Source organism: Pseudomonas sp. Xaverov 83, from assembly GCF_019352905.1.
GTDB lineage: Bacteria > Pseudomonadota > Gammaproteobacteria > Pseudomonadales > Pseudomonadaceae > Aquipseudomonas > Aquipseudomonas yamanorum.
In genome coordinates this window covers 16,941-33,470 of the sequence record NZ_JAAAFU010000072.1, presented here as the reverse complement: position 1 = coordinate 33,470, position 16,530 = coordinate 16,941, and the positions used below count along the sequence as shown (strand labels likewise).

4 protein-coding genes are annotated in these 16,530 nt (G+C 61.4%); 3 read left to right on the top strand and 1 reads right to left on the bottom strand.

The features are described from left to right. Positions 1-140: 140 nt before the first annotated feature. The 3 genes from K0H47_RS20305 to K0H47_RS20295 are packed head-to-tail and all read left to right on the top strand — an operon-like array spanning position 141 to position 13,936. Entirely contained in the window at positions 141-1,796 is a 1,656-nt protein-coding gene (locus K0H47_RS20305; RefSeq protein ID WP_017476876.1) for a cyclic peptide export ABC transporter, read from the top strand. 45 nt (positions 1,797-1,841) lie between these two features. Then, the gene (locus tag K0H47_RS20300) at positions 1,842-5,231 is read left to right on the top strand and encodes a non-ribosomal peptide synthetase (RefSeq protein WP_219273520.1); all 3,390 of its coding nucleotides are present in this window, start codon (positions 1,842-1,844) and stop codon (positions 5,229-5,231) included. Positions 5,232-5,242: 11 nt separating this feature from the next. Next, positions 5,243-13,936: a non-ribosomal peptide synthetase gene (locus K0H47_RS20295; RefSeq protein ID WP_219273519.1), complete on the top strand. Its 8,694-nt coding sequence runs from the start codon at positions 5,243-5,245 to the stop codon at positions 13,934-13,936. Between the two features lie 125 nt (positions 13,937-14,061). On the opposite strand, the gene K0H47_RS20290 is transcribed toward K0H47_RS20295, so the two are convergent. After that, on the bottom strand, positions 14,062-16,485 hold the full coding sequence (locus tag K0H47_RS20290) for a TonB-dependent siderophore receptor (RefSeq protein WP_063028508.1): 2,424 nt from the start codon (positions 16,483-16,485) through the stop codon (positions 14,062-14,064). Positions 16,486-16,530: the final 45 nt, after the last annotated feature.

The window sequence follows — 16,530 nt, the reverse complement described above, 5'->3', positions numbered from 1 at the left end:
CGTCGACGTACAGGCGGCGACCTTCCCTCCCCCCAGCTCATCGATCGCCCGCCGCTAAATTCGGGCCCTTTCCCTTCGTTCCATAAAGGTTCGCCCCCCACGGGCCACTGCAAAACCCCCGACGCCGAGGAATGTTTCACATGACTGCCAAACCCCGCAGCGCCATCCGCGAAGTGCTCAGCCTGCTCAGGCCCTACTGGGTCACACTGAGCATCTCCATTGCCCTGGGCATCCTGGGTGGCTTGTGCGTTACCGCGCTGTTGGCCACGATCAATACCACCTTGCATACCGAAGGCGGGTTGAATTCCAGCATGGTCCTGGCCTTCGCCGGTTTCTGCGTACTGGGTCTGGTCAGCTCGATCATCTCCGACATTGGCACCAACTACGTTGGCCAACACGTGATCGCCCGCCTGCGCAAAGACCTGGGGGCCAAAGTCTTGTGCGCCCCGGTCGAGCAGATCGAGCGTTACCGTGCACATCGGCTGATCCCGGTACTGACCCACGACGTCAATACCATCAGCGACTTTGCCTTCGACTTCGCCCCGCTGGCGATTTCGTTCACGGTGACCCTCGGCTGCCTGGGCTACCTGGCCATGCTGTCCTGGGAGATGTTCCTGCTGACCACTGTGGCAATTATCCTCGGCAGCGCCGTGCAGTACCTCGCCCGGCAACTCGGTATCAAGGGCTTTTTTGCCGCCCGGGAATCTGAAGACGAACTGCAAAAGCATTACAACGCCCTGAGTGCAGGCGCCAAGGAACTGCGCATCCATCGCCCCCGTCGCTCGCGCATGTTCAGCCACCGCATCGAAGGCACCGCCAACAAAATCCGTGACACGCACATCCGCTCGATCAATATCTTCGTGATCGCCAAGACCCTTGGCTCGATGCTGTTTTTTGTGGTCATCGGCCTGGCACTGGCCCTGCAATCCTTCTGGCCCAGCGTCGACCAGAAGGTCATGAGCGGCTTTGTGCTGGTGCTGCTCTACATGAAGGGGCCGCTGGAACACCTGATCGGCACACTGCCCATTATCAGTCGCGCGCAGATCGCGTTCCGGCGGATTGCCGAGCTCTCGGAACAGTTTTCATCGCCGGAACCCCACCTGCTGATCAATGACCAGCCGCAGGCCAGGCAGAGCGTCCAGAGCCTGGAACTGCGCAACGTCAGTTACGCGTTCCCGGCGGTGGAAGGCTTCGAACCGTTCAAGCTGGGCCCGCTGAACCTGAGCATCGAGCAAGGGGAAATCCTGTTCATCGTCGGCGAGAACGGATGCGGCAAGACCACCATGATCAAGTTGCTGCTGGGCCTGTACACCCCGCAGGAAGGCCAGATCGTGCTCAACGGCAAGGCCGTGGATGCACACAGCCGCGACGACTATCGCCAACTGTTCACGACGATCTTCTCCGACTACTACCTGTTTGACGAACTGGTCCAGGGCCAGCACGGGCAACAACTGCCCGCCGATATCGATCAGTACCTGGAGCGCCTGGAAATCGCTCATAAGGTCAGCGTCCGCGACGGCGCGTTCACCACCACAGACCTGTCCACTGGCCAGCGCAAGCGTCTGGCCTTGCTCAACGCCTGGCTCGAAGAGCGCCCGGTGCTGGTGTTCGATGAATGGGCTGCAGACCAGGATCCGACCTTCCGACGGATTTTCTATACCGAGCTTTTGCCGGACCTCAAGCGCCTGGGCAAAACCATCATCGTTATCAGCCATGACGACCGTTACTTCGATGTCGCCGACCAACTGGTGCGCCTGGAACTGGGCAAGGTGATTCAGGCCAGCAGCCTGGCCTGACCCAAACGCCAACACTCGACCCTGACTCAACGCCCGAGACACGCAATGACTGCCATTCACGATATTCAAGACGACGAACTGCTGGCCCTGCTGCTGGGCGATGAGTCCACCGACACCGCACGCATCCGCCCTCGCAATACAACAGAGCCGGCGCCACTGTCCTACGCGCAACAACGTTTGTGGATCGAACAGCAATACGATCCCCAGAGTAGCGCCTATAACCTGCCACGGGCATTCCTGCTCAAGGGCCAACTGCATGTCCAGGCCCTGGAAAGCGCCCTGTCGCAAGTGATTGAGCGCCACGCGGTGTTACGTAGTCGTTTCATCGAAATCAATGGCCAAGCGTTCCAGCAAGTGGATCCCGAGGCACAGCTATGCCTCGACTATCAGGACCTGCGAGCCTGCTCGGCGGCCGAACGCCAGGCCTTGCTGGAGCAGCAGATTCAGGCCGAGACCACTCTGCCCTTCGATCTCAGCCAGGCACCCTTGCTCCGGGCGCGCCTGCTGCAACTGGGGGATCAGGAACATGCGCTGCTGATTACCCTGCACCATATCGTTTCCGATGCGTGGTCCAACGCGATCCTGGTGCAGGACCTGAGCGAGGCTTACCGTATCGGCACCGGCACCAGCGATCTGACAGCCTTACCCCCACTGGCGGTGCAATACGCTGATTACGCCCAATGGCAGCGCGACGGCCAAACCGGCGGGCTGGACCTGGAAAGCGGCATCGCCTACTGGAAAACCTACCTGGGGGATGACTTCCCCGTCCTGGAATTACCCACCGACCAACCCCGCCTGAAGACCACGGGGCAACCTGCTGCCTACGCCCATATCGACCTGCCCCAAACGCTTAAACAAGGGATCGACGCACTGTGCTCCCGGGAAGGCATTACGCCGTTCGTACTATTATTGGCCGCCTGGCAGATCTTGCTCAGCCGTTACAGTGGCCAGACAGATTTCTGTGTCGGTGTACCCAACGCCACCCGCCATCTGGAAGAAACCCAGGGGCTTGTTGGCTGTTTCGTCAGCACCCAGGTTTACCGGGTGCGCCTGGAGTCGCGCATGAGCGCACAGGAGTTGCTACGCCGCTTGCGCAAGGAATCCCAGGCGGCCTTGCAGCATGCCGATATTCCGTTTGAAGTGCTGCTGGACCATCTGTCCTTCGAACGCAGCGCCGAGCATGCGCCGATTTTCCAGACACTGTTCAACTGGCGGGTCGAGGACTACACCGCCGAGGCGTTACAACTGGGTGACCTGGCGTTGGAGTTTATCGACAGCGACCTGCCACTGGCCAAGTTTGACTTGTCGATCGACGCCGGCAGCCGCCGCGACGGTTATTACGCCAGCCTCGAGTACAACGCCGAGCTATTCGACGCAGCCACTATCGAGCGCATGGCGCTGCATTGGCAAAACCTGATCCTGGCCATCTGTCAGCAGCCAGAACAGGCCATTGGCGATCTCGCCCTGCTGGATAGCGCTCAGCGCAAGCAGATGCTGGTGGACTGGAACCCGCCCCACCTGACTCTCGGCGCCCCCTCTGTGCAGGTGCGCATAGAAGCGCAAGCCGCCCTGACACCGGATGCCGTGGCATTGCTGCTCGGTAGCAAGCGCCTGAGCTTTGCCCAACTGAACCAACAGGCCAATCGCCTGGCCCATCGGTTGATCGCCGAAGGCGTGGGCCCGGACGTGCGAGTCGGCGTGGCCTTCGAGCGCTCGATGGAAATGGTCATTGGCCTGCTGGGGATTCTCAAGGCGGGCGGTGCCTATGTCCCCCTGGACCCGGAGTATCCTGCAGACCGACTGAGCTACATGATGCAGGACAGCGGTATCAGCCTGCTGTTGACCCAGCCGGCCCTGCACGAACGTTTGAGTATCCCGGCCCACATCAACGTGCTGGACCTAAGGCTGGATGACCCTGCCCTCGCCGCCTTCAGCAATGACAATCCACCCGCCCGCGTGGCACCGCTGAACCTGGCGTACGTCATCTATACATCGGGTTCCACCGGCCAGCCCAAGGGCGTGGACATCAGCCACGAGGCGCTGGCCGGCCACACGGACGTCGCCATCGGCTACTTCCAGTTGACCTCGCAAGACCGTGTGCTGCTTTTCTCATCGTTGAACTTCGACGGGTTCATTGAACAACTGTTTCCCGCGCTGTGTGTCGGTGCCGGGGTGATCATTCGCGGCAACGAGGTCTGGGACAGCGAAAGTTTCTACCGCGAAGTGATCGACAACGGCATGACTGTGGCCGATCTGAGTACAGCCTACTGGTTCCTGATCGCCCAGGAATTTGCCCGCAAGGGCCCCCGTGACTATGGACGCCTGCGCCAGGTCAGCGCCACCGGCGAGGCCATGCCCCCAGAGGGCGTGAAACTGTGGGCCCAGGCCGGGCTGCAGCAGGTGCGCCTGCTCAACACCTACGGGCCGACCGAAACCACCGTCACCGCAAGCTTCCTGGAATGTGCCGAGTACGTCGCAGGGACGCGGGCGTTGCCGGCGCTGATGCCTATTGGCAAACCGCTGGGCGGGCGCTGCATGTACGTGCTGGACGGCAACCTTGAGCCCGTGCCGGCCGGAGTCGTCGGTGAGTTGTACATCGGTGGTCCGTTGCTGGCTCGTGCCTACCACGATCGCCCGGCACTGACCGCCGAACGGTTTGTGGTGGATGCCTTGGGCGATCAACCGGGGGCTCGCCTGTATCGCACCGGGGACCTGGTGCACTTCCGTGCAGACGGCGTTATCGAGTACATCGGCCGCGCCGACCATCAGGTCAAGATTCGCGGTTTCCGTATCGAACTGGGTGAGATCGAAGCGCGTTTGCTGCAGTGCGCCGAGGTGCGCGAAGTGCTGGTGGTGACACTCAACGGTGCCCACGGCAAGCAGTTGGCGGCGTACCTGGTACCCACCGATCCAACGCTCGCCGGCGCCGACCTCGACACCCAGAAAGCGCGCCTGGGCGAGGTTCGCGCCCAACTCAAGGCCAGCCTGCCGGACTATATGCAACCGACCTTCTGGGTACTACTACCCCGGTTGCCCCTGACCCCCAACGGCAAACTCGACCGCAAGGCCCTGCCTGCGCCAGACCCCGCCCAGGCACACAGCGACTACGTGGCCCCGGCGACGCCACTGCAAAGCCAACTTGCCGGCATCTGGCAGGAAGTGCTGAAAGTCGAGCGCGTCGGCCTGCATGACAACTTCTTCGAGCTGGGCGGTCACTCGCTGCTGGCTACTCAGGTGGTGGTGCGGGTGCGCGAGCAGTTGGGGGTGGAGTTACCCGTTCGCGAGCTGTTCAGCGCGGACCACTTGCTGGACCTCGCCGAAAAGGTACTGGCCCTGAAGTCGGCCGCCAACCCACTGCAGGACGAACTCGCCCGGACCCTGGCGCTGCTCAAGAGCCTGTCCAGCGACGATATTGAAGACCTGATTGCTCAATAAGGAATTTTCGCGTGCAAGAGTTACTAGCGTCCGTCGGTTCGCTTTCGTCCAAAGAACGCAAAGCGCTGGCGACATTGCTCAAGCGCCAGGGCATCAACCTGTACAACGTCGCGCCGATCTTCAAGCGCAATGGCGAAGAACCGGCGGTGTTGTCCTATGCGCAACAGCGCCTGTGGTTTTTCTGGCAACTGGATCCTCACAACACCGCCTTCAATATTCCGGCGGCCTTGCAACTGGAGGGCGTGCTGGACGTTGAGGCACTGCGATGCAGTTTCGAGGCATTGATTGCCCGTCACGAAAGCCTGCGTACCACCTTCCGACAGGATCAGGCCCAAGCCGTGCAAGTGATCCATCCTGCCGCAAGGTTCACCTTGAGCGTGGAAAACGCCACCGCGTTACCCGCTGCCGGGCACGCGGAGCATATCCAGGCTTTTGTCGAGCGCCTGGCGAGCCAACCCTTCGACCTGGAACAAGGGCCCCTGGTGCGGGTCAGCCTGCTGAAGCTTGCCGACGACGACCACGTGCTGGTGGTCGCCATGCACCACATCGTCTCGGACGGTTGGTCGGTGCCAATCATGATCGAAGAACTGATCGCCCTCTATCAGGCCCATGTGAATGGAACCGAGGCCAACCTGCCGGCTCTCTCGGTTCAATACGCCGATTACGCCGCGTGGCAGCGCCAATGGATGGAGGCCGGCGAACAAGAACGTCAACTCGGCTACTGGAAAGACCAACTGGGCACCGAGCAACCGGTACTGCAATTACCCGCAGACCGCCCGCGCTCGGCGGTGCAAAGCCAGGCAGGTGCCGACTGCGAAATCCTCGTCGAACCAGCACTGGCCAGGCAGCTCAAACAACTGGCAGCGCAGCACAATTGCACGCTGTTCATGGTGCTGCTCGCCTCGTTTCAAGCGCTGCTGCACCGCTACAGTGGCCAGGCGCAGATTCGCGTCGGGGTACCGGTGGCCAACCGTACCCGCGCTGAAGCAGAACGCCTGATCGGCTTCTTCGTCAACACCCAAGTGCTTCAGGCAGAGATGAACAGCCAGACGCGCTTCAGTGATTTACTGGCGCACGTCAAGGACACGGCCCTTGGCGCCCAGGCTCATCAGGACCTGCCATTCGAGCAACTGGTGGAAGCCCTGCAACCGGAACGCAGCCTGAGCCACAGCCCGCTGTTCCAGGTGATGCTCAACCACCAATACGAAGACGCCGGCGTTGCTCCGGCGATTGCGGGCCTGAAGGTCAAGAACCTGAGCTGGGAACGCCGCACTGCCCAATATGAATTGACCCTCAACACCATCGAAAACGAGCAGGGCCTGAGCGCCACCCTGAGTTACGCCACCGACCTGTTCGATCGGGCAACCGTCGAACGGATCACCGGCCACTGGCTGAACGTGCTGCAGGCTGTGTGCCGTGACCCCGCCCGCCCCATCGGTGAATTGCCGTTGCTCAGCGCCGCAGAGAAGCAGGTGCTGCTGCAGGACTTCAACCGCAGCCACTACCACGGCGGCCACCTTGAATGCGTTCATCAAACCTTCGAAGCCCAGGCCGCCCGTACCCCGGACGCCGTGGCACTGCTGTTTGGCGAGCACACCCTGAGTTTTGGCGAACTCAATCGCCGGGCCAATCGCCTGGCGCACAAACTGGTGGAGCTGGGGGTCAAGCCCGAGGTATTGGTGGGCATTGCCCTTGAGCGTTCGCTGGATATGGTCATCGGCTTGCTGGCGATTCTCAAGGCCGGTGGCGCCTACGTGCCGATGGATCCGGAATACCCTCGCGAACGCCTGGCCTTCATGATCGAAGACAGCGCGATCACCCTGCTGCTTACCCAAAGCCGGCTGCTTGAGGTGCTGCCGATTCCGCCAGGCGTCAACTGTGTGCTGCTCGACCAGGACAGCGGCTGGCTACAAGCCTTGAGTGACCGCAACCTGCCATGCCGGGTCCGACCCGAGAACCTGGCGTACATGATCTACACCTCCGGTTCAACCGGGCGTCCCAAAGCAGTGTGTGTCGCCCACGGCCCGCTGACCATGCACTGCCAGGCGATTGGTCAGTTGTATGAGATGACGGCCGAAGACTGCGAGCTGCACTTCATGTCGTTCGCCTTCGACGGTGCCCACGAGCGCTGGTTGACCACCCTGACCCACGGCGGCCGCCTGCTGATCCGCGACAACAGCCTGTGGTCGGTGGAGCAGACCTATGCCGCCCTGCACCAGCACCACGTCAGCGTCGTCGCGTTCCCGCCGGTTTACCTGCAACAGCTGGCGGAGTACGCCGAACAGTTCCCGGTACCGCCTCCGGTGCGCATCTATTGTTTTGGTGGCGACGCAGTGCCCAACGCCAGTTTCGAACTGGTCAAGCGCGTGTTGCAACCGCAGTTCATCATCAACGGCTATGGACCTACCGAAACCGTAGTCACGCCGTTGATCTGGAAGGCCAGCCGCGATGAAAGCTGCCAGGCCGCCTACGCGCCCATCGGCAAGATCGTCGGCGCACGCACAGCCTACGTGCTGGATGCCGATCTGAACCCGGTGCCCCTGGGCAGTGCCGGCGAGCTTTACCTGGGGGGCGAAGGCCTGGCCCGGGGTTACTACCAGCGCCCGGACACCACCGCCGAGCGTTTCGTCGCCGACCCGTTCAGCCGCGGCGGCCGCCTGTACCGCTCCGGCGACCTGGTACGCCTGCGTCCGGACGGTGTCACCGAGTACTTGGGCCGGGTTGACCACCAGGTGAAGATCCGCGGCTACCGTATCGAGCTCGGTGAGATCGAAGCACGCCTGCAAGACCACCCCGCCGTCGGCGAAGCCGTGGTAGTGGCAATGGACGGGCCCACCGGCAAGCAACTGGTAGGCTATATCCTGCCACTGGATGTGAAACTCAGCGTGGCGCCCACCAAGGATCAGGAGTTGCTGCGGGCCGATATCAAGGACCGTCTCAAGACCAGCTTGCCGGACTATATGCTGCCCAAGCACTTGGTGCTGCTGTCACGATTGCCGCTGACGCCCAACGGAAAGCTCGATCGCAAAGCCCTGCCTGCGCCAGACTTCAGTGTGACGCAACACGCCTATGTGGCACCGCAGACAGACACCCAGCAGCGCCTGGCGCAAATCTGGGAAGAGGTGCTCAAGGTCAAGCAAGTGGGTCTCACCGACAACTTCTTCGAGCTGGGCGGTGACTCGATCATCTCCATCCAGGTGGTCAGCCGTGCCCGCCAGGCCGGAATCCGCCTGACACCCAAGGACGTATTCCAACACCAGACCATTCACGGCCTGTCCAGCGTCGCACAGGCCGTTGATACCCGGACTCTGGAGCAAGGCCCAGTCACCGGGGCTTCGCCCCTGACTCCGATCCAACAGGTTTTCTTTGCCGAACCGGTGCCCGAGCGCCAGCACTGGAACCAGTCGATCCTGCTCAAGCCTGCATTGCCGGTGGACGTGACCGCATTGACCACGGCCCTGGCCCATCTAGTGGACCATCACGATGCGCTGCGCCTGGGTTTCGAATGCAACGACGGCACATGGCAGGCCACTCACCGCCCCCACCGCGAAACACCCCTGCTCTGGCAGCGCGAAGCTGAGAATGCCGAAGCCCTGCTCGCGCAATGCGATGAAGCCCAACGCAGCCTGGACCTGCAACACGGTCCGCTGCTGCGGGCGCTTCTGGTGAATCTCGCTGACGGCAGCCAGCGCTTGTTATTGGTGGTCCATCACCTGGTGGTCGATGGCGTGTCCTGGCGGATCCTGCTGGAAGATCTGCAAACTCTTTACGCCGCCCTGCAGCAAGGCCAGGCTCCGAACATGCCGGGCAAGACCAGCGCCTTCAAGGCCTGGGCAGAACACTTGCAAGGTTATGCCCGTGGCACCGCCCTGCATCAGCAGATGCAGTACTGGCAAACGTTGCTGCAGGACGCCTCGGACGAGTTGCCAGGCGCCCGGCGTGATGCCGACATGGCCGGCAGCAATGGGCATTTCGTCAGCACACGACTCGACCCGCAGCTGACCCGTCAATTGCTGCAAGAAGCGCCGGCCGCCTATCGAACCCAGGTCAACGACCTGCTGCTGACCGCACTTGCGCGAGTGATCTGTCACTGGACCGGACATCCTTCGGCGCTGATCCAGCTCGAAGGCCACGGCCGCGAGGACCTGTTCGAAGGCCTTGACCTGACCCGCACCGTCGGCTGGTTTACCAGCGTTTTCCCGGTCAAGCTCACGCCGGCTCAGCGTTTGTCCGACTCCATCAAAACCATCAAGGAACAACTACGCCACCTGCCCGACAAAGGCCTGGGCTATGGCGCACTGCGTTACCTTGGCGACGACAGCACTCAGCAGAAGCTGCGTGCCCTGGCCAGCCCGCGAATCACCTTCAACTACCTCGGGCAGTTTGACCAGAGCTTTGACGAACACGCCCTGTTCAGCCCGGCTGCCGAAGACAGCGGCGACAACCAAGACCCCAGCGCCCCTCTGGATAACTGGTTGAGCATCAACGGGCAGGTGTACGGCGGTGAATTGCAACTGAACTGGACGTTCAGCCGGGAGATGTTCGAGGAAGCCCAGATCCAGCAACTGGCTGACCACTATCGTGAGGAATTGCACAGCCTGGTTCGCCATTGCCTGGAGCCGCAGAACGGCGCCGTCACACCTTCAGACTTCCCGTTGGCGTCCTTGTCCCAGGTCCAACTGGACGCCTTGGCCCTGGACGCCCGACAGCTCGACGACGTCTATCCCCTGTCCCCGATGCAGCAGGGCATGCTGTTCCATTCGGTGTACGAGGGCCAGGACGACACTTATGTCAATCAGTTGGCCGTGGACATCCAAGGATTGGACGCTGAAAGGTTCATTCACGCCTGGCAAACAGTGGTCGAGCGCCACGATATCCTGCGTAGCGGGTTTCTCTGGAAAGATGGCTTGGCGCAACCGTTGCAGGTGGTTCACAAACACGTGAGTCTGTCGGTGAGCCAACTGGACTGGCGTAACCGCGCTATATCCCAGAGCGCATTGCAAGCCCTGGCCCGTGCTGATCGCGAACAAGGCTTCGACCTGCAGCAGGCGCCGCTGCTGCGCCTGACCCTGGTGCACCTGGAGGACAACACCTGCCACTTGATCTACACCAGTCACCACATCCTGATGGATGGCTGGAGCAACTCGCAATTGATCGGCGAGGTTCTGCAAAGCTATGCCCGGCAACCGCTGGAGCCGCTGAACGGACGCTTCAAGGATTATATCGGCTGGCTGCAACGTCAGGATCACGCTGCCAGCCAGGCTTTCTGGACGCACCAGTTGCGTGACCTGAACGAACCGACCCGAGTGGCCGCTGCCTTTGGCCGCAAGCACCAGGATGTGACCCGGTCGCGGACTCACGCCGCGCACCTGCACCGCCTCGATGCCACCAGGACGCAGGCCCTGGAGCTGTTCGCCCGGGAACAGAAGGTGACACTCAACAGCATCATTCAAGCGGCATGGCTGGTTCTGCTGGCCCGCTACAGCGGCCAGGACACAGTAGCGTTTGGCGCAACGGTAGCGGGTCGCCCAACAGACCTGCCCGGTGTGGAAAACCTGCTGGGGCTTTTCATCAATACCTTGCCGATCGTCGCCAGCCCGCAACCGAACCAGAGCGTGGCTGCATGGCTGGCCGAGGTCCAGGCACACAACCTGAACCTGCGCGAGCACGAACATACGCCGCTGCACGAAATCCAGCGCTGGTCGCCGCTCGGCGCACAGGCCTTGTTCGACACTATCCTGGTATTCGAAAACTTCCCCGTGGCCGAAGCCTTGCAGCAAGCCGCGCCAGAGGCGCTGGTGTTTGGCGAGGTCAGGGACTTCGAACAGACCAGTTATCCGTTGACCCTTGCAGTCTCCCTGGGTGAGCGGCTGTCGCTGAGTTTCGAATACAGCTGCGCCGATTTCGATCCGCAGACCATCACCCACATTGCCGAGCATCTGGACACGCTGTTACTGCGCATGCTCGCCGACCCGAACCAACCACTGGGGCAACTGCACGCCCTGCCCCATGAGCAGCATCAGACTCTGATCAGCCAGGCCCAGGGTGGCACCGTCGATTATTCGATGACGACCTGCGCCCATCAATTGATTGAAGCCCAGGCCGAGAAAACTCCCGGGGCGATAGCCATCGTCCTTGACGACCAGCACCTCACCTACGGCGCCCTCAACGCTCGCGCCAACCAGCTTGCCGGCAAACTGCGTGCACTGGGGGCCGGACCTGACCGGCTGGTGGGCCTCGCGGTTGAGCGATCGCTGGACATGGCCGTGGGCTTGCTGGCGATTCTCAAGTCCGGGGCCGGTTACGTACCGCTGGACCCGACTTACCCGCCAGACAGGCTTAGCTATATGCTCGCCGACAGCGGCCTGCAACTGCTGCTGATCGAAGACCCGTTGCTGCAACGCATGAGCATTCCGGCGACGGTGCGTACGTCAAACCTGACCGATGATCTGGACACCTACAGTGCCGAGAATCTGGTGCACAGCGTCGCGCCGCAGAACCTTGCCTACCTCATCTACACCTCTGGCTCCACCGGCCAGCCCAAAGGGGTCGCGATTAGCCACGGAGCAATGGCCGAATTCTGTGCCATTGCCGGCGACTACTCACAACTGAGCGCCGAGGACCGCGTGCTGCAGTTCGCGACCTTCAGTTTTGACGGGTTCATCGAGCAGTTTTATCCACCGCTGTGCCGAGGCGCCCGCGTTGTCCTGCGAGGCAACAGCGTATGGGACACAGCCACCTTCTACGAACAGATCCTGCGGCATGGCATCAGCGTCGCCGACCTGCCTTCAGCCTACTGGCACCTGTTCGCGCTGGACTGTGCGGCAGCCGGACCACGCAACTATGGCCAACTGCGACAAATTCACGTCGGTGGCGAAGCCATGTCGGTGGAAGGTTTACGACACTGGCAAGCTGCCGGCCTTGGCGCTGTACGGCTGCTCAACACCTATGGCCCCACCGAAGCAACGGTGGTGTCGAGCACGCTGGAGTGTTCCAACCTGGACCTGGACAGCCTGTCCGAGCATGGCATTCCCATCGGTCGCGCCCTACCCGGCCGCAGGATGTACGGGATGGACAAGGACTTATGCGCCGCCGCCATCGGCACGGTCGGCGAACTGTACATTGGCGGCGCCACCGGGCAGGCGCGAGCCTACCATCAGCGTGCGGCCATGACCGCCGAGCGCTTCGTGCCTGACCCGTTCAGCAGTGCGGGCGAACGCCTCTACCGTACCGGCGACCTGGTGCGCCATCGCGCCGACGGTAACATCGAGTATGTGGGACGCAGTGATCATCAGGTCAAGATTCGAGGATTCCGTGTCGAACCGGGCGAAATCGAGACGTGCCTGCAACGCTGCGAAGGGGTTCGCGAAGCGGTGGTCATCGCCGTCGATGCTGCGACCGGTAAACAACTGGTGGGCTACGTGGTGCCAACCGAGTCCGCAAGCGCTGCCGGCGATGGCGCCTTGCACGACGTCCTGCGTGCGCACCTCAAGGCACACTTGCCGGCGTACATGACGCCGGGCCAGTTGGTGATCCTCGCCAGGCTGCCCCTGACCCCCAACGGAAAACTTGATCGCAAAGCCTTGCCGCCCGCACAAACCGCTGTCTCGTCTGCGCCACTGGCAACCCCACAGACCGCCTTGCAACAGCAAATGGCGTTGATCTGGCAGACCGTGCTCAAGATCGACCAGGTTGGCTTGCACGACAACTTCTTCGAACTGGGCGGCCACTCGCTGCTGGTACTGCAAGCGGTAAGCCTGATCAACCAGACCTGCGGCAGCCGTCTGAGCCTGCACGATTTCATGAGCCACCCTACCCTTGACGCGCTGTGCCAGAACCTGCAAAAACCGTCCAGGCAACTGGCGGTGCGCCTCAATCAGCATCAGGGCCCACAGCCACCGCTGTTCTGTTTCCATCCGATCTTCGGCATGGTTCATAGCTACCAGCCACTGGCGGCGGCACTGGGTGAACAGACGGCGGTATACGGCATTCTCTGCGAGGCCTTTGTCGATGGCGCCTGGAGCAACACCACCTGGGCACACCTGATCGAGTTGTATGTGCGCAACGTTCGCGAAGTGCAACCCCATGGACCCTATGCCCTCGCCGGTTGGTCGCTGGGGGGCAATCTTGCCATGGAGGTCGCCCATCGCCTGGAAGCCGAAGGTGAGAAGGTCGACTTCCTGGGCTTGATTGATGCGCCACCGCCGGCGGCCGTGCGTCCGTTCTGGCAGGCGGTTGAAGCACTGGAAACACCGCCCCTGGAGCGCAACGCCCTGGAGCTGTTCAAACGTTTGTCGCCGCAGCACGCGGACTCGGCTGAGCGCTGGCATCAACAGTTGCCGGCCGGAGAACGTGAAGCGTTGTTCATGGAATGGGCCAAGCGGCAATTGAAGGACGATCCCGAACAGTTAGCGAGCCTGCTGTTGGGCGAGCGCGAACTGAGGCTGGGGGAGCACGTCAGCGTGAAACTGGGAGAACTCGCGCACGACTTCGAGTACCGCCCACTGAAGGCTGCACTGCATTGCTGGTGGGCTGGCCGGGATAAATCGCCACAGCTGGTCGGCCTCCTGGAGGCACAACTCAAGGAGGCCTTCGGCGAACAATGCCTGGCGCTGTCGATGACCCTGGACAGCGATCACGAAGGCATTGTCGGTGCACCGTCGCTGCTCCAGTCCCTGAGCCAGTCGCTGCTCGACACGCGTTGACCTACAGCACACGGGCGGCATTGATTAAGCTGCCGCCCGTGTGTTCCCCCACTCTGACAGAGACTTTCCAGCCCACAAAAAAAAAGCCCCCGCACGGGTCGGTGCGGGGGCTTTTTGGTGGGTGCTTAGAACTGGTACTTGAGACCCACCATCACATTGCGTGGATCACCGCTGAAGTAGCTGTTATAGAGGCCATAACCGCTGTAGTACTGGCGATCGAATACGTTGTTGAGGTTGACCGATGCGCTCAGGTGTTTATCGATATCGTAGCGTGCCAGCAGGCCCACCACGGCGTAGCTGCCTTCCTTGGCTTCGGCTGGCAAGTCTTCATTGACGAAGTACGTCCGGCCCTGCCATGTGACGTTACCGCCCACGGTCAGGTCCTTGAGCTGCCCCTCGAGCTTGTAGCTGGTGGCCAGTTTGAACTGACGTTCCGGGCGCTCGGGACTGATGCGCTTGTGCTGCTCATCACGAGGCTGAGCGTAGGTATAACCGGCGAGCACTTGCCAACCTGGCAACACTTCACCGGAAGCCTGCAGTTCAAAGCCCTTGGTGGTATTGGTCACGCCTTCGTAAGCGTCCCTGCCGTCTTCGGTGCTGCCGACGTATTGGGCGAAGTTGTCCTGCTTGGTCTTGAACACCGCGATACTGGTATTGAGCGCTCCGCCGTAGAACTCGGATTTCAGACCCGCCTCGTAGTTCTTGCCCGCCATCGGTTCGAGGACTTTACCGCTCATGTCGATGTTGCTTTGCGGTTCAAAGATGTCTGTGTAGCTGACATAGACCGAGTGCTGTTCGGTCAGGTCGTAGACAACGCCGGCGTAGGGGATGACCTTGCCGGTTTTCTTCGCGTCGTCACGGTCCGGGTTATCCGGGCTGGAGTTGGAACCCAACTCGCCTTCGCGTTTGTAATTGACGACGCGAGTGCCGAGGATCACCGAGAGTTCATCGGTAGGCTTGAACCGGGCCGCAGCGAAACCACCCACCTCCTTGATGTGGTAGTCCTGGGTGCTCCAGCTGGAGTAAGACGTCGGCCGCGCCGGGTTATTGCCCCAGGTGTCGAAGTCCACGTAGATCCGGTCGGCGTTTTCCGAAAAATACTCGGAACGACGGTTGCTGACGTTCAGCCCCAGCATGAGGTCGTGAGAACGTCCGAACAGAGAGAACGGCCCGGTGGCGTACGCGTCCACGGAGTCAGTATTGATGGTGTAGGTCTTGTGGCTGCGGAACACCTGAGCCTGTCGAGTCTGCTGGTCAGGAAACGGCCCCCAGCCCACAAGGTTGCCCTGCATCTGTTCGGTGTCACCCTTCCAGTGGCTGGCCTCAACCCGCAGCATCCAATCATTGTCGAAACGCTGCTCGACACCCCCAAAGTACTTGGTGCTCTCACTGTCACCGTACGCCCATTTGGCCGCCGGGTTCTTGGAACGGGAAAAATCGGTGCGGTTGCCATCGGAATAGAACAGCGGCAGTTGGCCAAAGCTCGAACCGTTGGAGTTGATCTTCTGATAGTCGATCCCGCCGTAGACCATGGTGTTGTCGTTGAGGTCGGCCTCGCCAATGGCGTAGAACACGTTTTTCTTCGACGAGTAATAGTCGATGAACGAATTGGCATCGTCGTAGGCAGCCACCACCCGGCCGCGCAAGGCACCGTTTTCCGAAAGCGGGCCAGAAAGATCCATCTCGGTACGGTAGCGATCCCAGGTTCCACCGCTGCCGGAGACATATCCCTGGAAGTCCTTGGTCGGACGTTTACGCACCAGGTTGACGACACCCGCCGGGCTGCCGACTCCACTCATCAGACCGGTCGCGCCGCGGACCACTTCCACGCGGTCATAGATGGCCATGTCGCGCACACCCAGGCCATTGGTGTTGGTGGTGAAGTCAGAGGTCGGAACGCCGTCGTACTGAAAGTTGTTCAGGCCAAAGCCGCGGGAGTAGAAGTTGTAACGCTCGGTGTCATCATGCATGACCGCCACACCGGGGGTTTGCTGCAACACATCAGAAATAGTGCCCAGCCCCTGATCCGTCATTTGTTGACGGGTGATCACCGTGACCGACTGCGGCGTTTCACGTAACGTCAACGGCAATTTGGTCGCGGTGCTGGTGGCGCCGGTGGTATATGAGCCCGAGTTCTCGGTGGTTTCACTCATGGCTACAGCGCCGATTTTCGTTGCGCCCAGCTGCAACGCACCGGTCTCGCCCGCACCGCTGAGCAGCACGGTATTGTCTTCAATCGTGTAGGAAATCCCGGTGCCGCTGAGTAGCTTCTGCAATGCCGATGACACATCCAGATCGCCGTGCAGCGCCGTGGCACGTTTGCCCTGAACCAGATCAGGGGAGTAGAGAATCTGCCGACCTGATTGCTGCCCCAGCTCGCGCAAGGCGCCTTCAAGCGATTGTGCCGGAATGTTCAGCTCGGCGGCAGCCAGCGAACCGGACATGCCCAGGGACAGGCTCAGCACCGCGGCGGTGAAGGGTTGCGGACGCCCCTTTAATAAGTCCAAAGCCCGCTGCAGCGAGGTTTTGTTGTGTCGTTCAACAGACATCGATATGCCCTTTCAGAGTAGAGAACTCAGCAGAAGTTAGTGCAA

Excerpts from the sequence above, each read along its gene's own strand:
- K0H47_RS20305 (WP_017476876.1), top strand. The coding sequence starts at position 141 with ATGACTGCCAAACCCCGCAGCGCCATCCGCGAAGTGCTCAGCCTGCTC.
- K0H47_RS20300 (WP_219273520.1), top strand. The coding sequence starts at position 1,842 with ATGACTGCCATTCACGATATTCAAGACGACGAACTGCTGGCCCTGCTG.
- K0H47_RS20290 (WP_063028508.1), bottom strand. The coding sequence starts at position 16,485 with ATGTCTGTTGAACGACACAACAAAACCTCGCTGCAGCGGGCTTTGGAC.